3 protein-coding genes are annotated in these 2,634 nt (G+C 66.2%); all 3 read right to left on the bottom strand.

All coding sequences use genetic code 11. From position 1 onward, the window contains the following. Positions 1-65: 65 nt before the first annotated feature. The 3 genes from ABDW21_RS09985 to ABDW21_RS09975 all read right to left on the bottom strand — a co-directional run bounded on the left by ABDW21_RS09985 (position 66) and on the right by ABDW21_RS09975 (position 2,467). Entirely contained in the window at positions 66-1,589 is a 1,524-nt protein-coding gene (locus ABDW21_RS09985; protein ID WP_343599449.1) for a DUF4185 domain-containing protein, read from the bottom strand. 226 nt (positions 1,590-1,815) lie between these two features. Next, positions 1,816-2,250 (bottom strand): type II toxin-antitoxin system VapC family toxin, encoded by a 435-nt coding sequence (locus ABDW21_RS09980; RefSeq protein ID WP_343710391.1) that lies wholly within the window; start codon positions 2,248-2,250, stop codon positions 1,816-1,818. Beyond that, complete coding sequence (locus ABDW21_RS09975) at positions 2,234-2,467, bottom strand: AbrB/MazE/SpoVT family DNA-binding domain-containing protein (RefSeq protein WP_343599447.1); 234 nt, start codon at positions 2,465-2,467, stop codon at positions 2,234-2,236. The genes ABDW21_RS09980 and ABDW21_RS09975 overlap by 17 nt, the downstream gene beginning before the upstream one ends. Positions 2,468-2,634 lie beyond the last annotated feature (167 nt).

Here is a 2,634-nt window from a genome sequence, read left to right as displayed (position 1 = left end):
GTGCTGGACGCTGAGCTTGGGCGTCTTGAGCCGAATCGAACACGCCCGCGGCGGATCCGAACCGCTCAGGGCATCACGGTGTGCATCAACATCACGTCGTAGGCGGACCACAGCGACAAGGTGAAGTACAGGTCTTTGCCCGACGACCAGGGATGGATGTACGGCGCGTAGATCCCGCCGGGGATCTGGAACGACGACACGAGGGGTTGCTCGGGGCTCCACGGCCCCTGCGGCGCCGGCGCTGTCCGTGCCACGACGTCGTTGGCGCCGTTGCAGTAGAGCATCAGGTACCGCTTGAGGTAGGGGTTGTACTGGGCGGACATCTCACCCACCGGGCCCGGGAGGATCGGCGTGGCCGCCCCCGGATCTCTGGGCACCCACGATCCGTTTCCGTCGCCATTCCAGTACTGGTACTTGGTCAGATCCGGCAGCGAGTTCTGCGGAACCCGCGACAGGTATAAGGCGCCGCCGCGTCCGGGCGGCGATCCGAACGAGTACACATACCCGTCTCCGGATCGCATGAACGCCCCCATCTGGAAGTGCTCGTTCCCCGGAACGAAGCGGGCACCCGGAACCCTGTCCGGCGCGGCGATCCGCACGCTCCTCGGGTAGATGCCCCAGTTCTGACCGTTGTCGGGGGACATCGCAATCGCCGAGTAGTTCGTCGTCCAGTCCCCGTCGTGCACCCATTGCCTGATGGACATGAAGCTCATGTATTGGGTTCTGCCGATGGAGATGCCGGCGGTCGGGATCATTCCCTCCTGGGGCGCCCACTTGATGGCCGGCAGGACCTGTTTGGAGAAGTTCGCCTGCCGAACCGGCGAGCCGGAGTATTTGTCGAAGGGCAGCCCCGGCCCCACCGCGACACCGTCGGACAGATCATGGTCCTGGCTGCGGAACAACGTGTTGTAACGCCACTGTTGGCCCTGGACACGGCAGTACCCGAAGGTGTCACCGAAGGCCATCAAAACCTGATGGTTGACGGGATCGCCGTTGTCCCAGGTGATCCCGAGGTCGGTCCCGGAGATGCCGAACCGCTGCAGGGTTTGGTTCGGGCTGTTCGGCCCGGTCACCCAGTCGACGAGCGACGTCGGAGCCCCCGCGATCGAGACCGGCGGCGCCTGCTCCGAAGGTGTCGGCGCTGGGAGCGCCTGCTCCGGGGCTGCGTCAGGAACGGCCGGGTTGACATTCGGGAGCTGCTGGTTAGGCACGGCGGGTGGGTTGGGAGCCGGTGGGACGACGCCCTCTTGATGTTGTATCTGAGCGGAGTACCGGGCGCTCGGGTGCAGGAGTGCAGAGATCAGTGGGCCCAACCGGGGCAGCGGGGCGTGAATATTCGCGCCGGGCGGTCTGCGTCCGGTCGGCGGCTGGGGGACCGGTGAGGGTGCGGGTCCTGAAGGCGGTGCGGCGGGAGGGTCGATGTTCGCTTCGGGGGCATCGCAGTTCGCGGCGCCCGCCGGCGGCGTGGGGCCGACCGCAGCGATGAGTCCGGCAGCCACCGCCGACGCCATCGCTAGCGACACGATTCGAGGAATCGCCGACATGGCACACCTTCCCAAGCGTCCATTGGGCAGACGCCCCATTGACATCCGCAGTTGGCTCCTGTGACGATAGTGATCAATGGGACGTGTGTGACGGGTGAAGGATTGATAGGTATGCATCCGTGACCGTGTCGCAACCCCTGGGTTTCATGCCGGGACGCGTTCGAGCACGGGCGAGGTTGTCAGCGACCTGGGCGGCGTACTCGTCGGCGAGAAGAACGGAGCCGGCCGTGCCGCAGTCGGCGGGAGTCCGACACGGTGGTTTCTCCCCCGGTCATTGCCGAATCGGCGACAGCAGCTCGTAGGTGACGCCGAGCAGGCGATATGTCGGTTCGGCCCGTCGGTCGCAGGTAACCAGCGGCAGCTGGTGGTTGCGGGCGGCCGCGCCGACGAGACCGTCATACAGCGCGCCACCGGCCAATCCCGCGTCGGCAAACTCCCGCAGCAGGTCGTGTGTATCCGTGGCGGCCAGGAAGCGCGACTCCGGAAAGTTCTTCTCCTCCAGGCGAAGCGCCGCAGCCGGAGTAAGGCGGTGTGGTGGCGGAAGGCGCGTCAGGACCGACAACAGCTCCACTGCGGCGTGCCCCGACATCCCACGGCGGCAGGTCAGGAGCCTGGCCCTGGCGGCAGGGTGAAACGGGTTCTCCCGCTGCGCCAGTGCGAGTGCCGCGCTGGTGTCGACCAGCACGTGTTCAGCGCTGGTCGGCAAGCCGCAACTCCCTCACCGCGTCGGCGTCAAGCTCGGGCCCGCCGCTGGGCAGCAGGAGAAGCCCGTCCTCTTCCACCAGATCGTCGACTGCCACGCTTTCGACGCGGATAGCAGCCCCGTCGAGGGATATCTCCACCTCACCAGCGGTAATGCCCGACTGTTCGCGGAGCGCCTTTGGGATTACCAAACGGCCAACCTTGTCAATGGTAACACGCATTCCACTAGCTTACCACTATCTTGGTAACTGTCCGGTTTGCAAAGAGCCCTCGCGGTCGCCGAGGGCGATCATTTCGTCGTGGGGCGGTCGCGTTGGGCCGCGCCGACGGGTGAGATCATCGGCGGTCTGGTCTTGCGCGCCCGGCAGCGATGAACCCTGGCGCCCTG

The sequence above is a fragment of the Mycobacterium sp. genome, from assembly GCF_039583805.1.
GTDB lineage: Bacteria > Actinomycetota > Actinomycetes > Mycobacteriales > Mycobacteriaceae > Mycobacterium.
This window is presented reverse-complemented; position numbering and strand designations above follow the sequence as displayed.

Coding starts and splice junctions, on each gene's coding strand:
- ABDW21_RS09985 (WP_343599449.1), bottom strand. CDS start 1,589: ATGTCAATGGGGCGTCTGCCCAATGGACGCTTGGGAAGGTGTGCCATG.
- ABDW21_RS09975 (WP_343599447.1), bottom strand. CDS start 2,467: ATGCGTGTTACCATTGACAAGGTTGGCCGTTTGGTAATCCCAAAGGCG.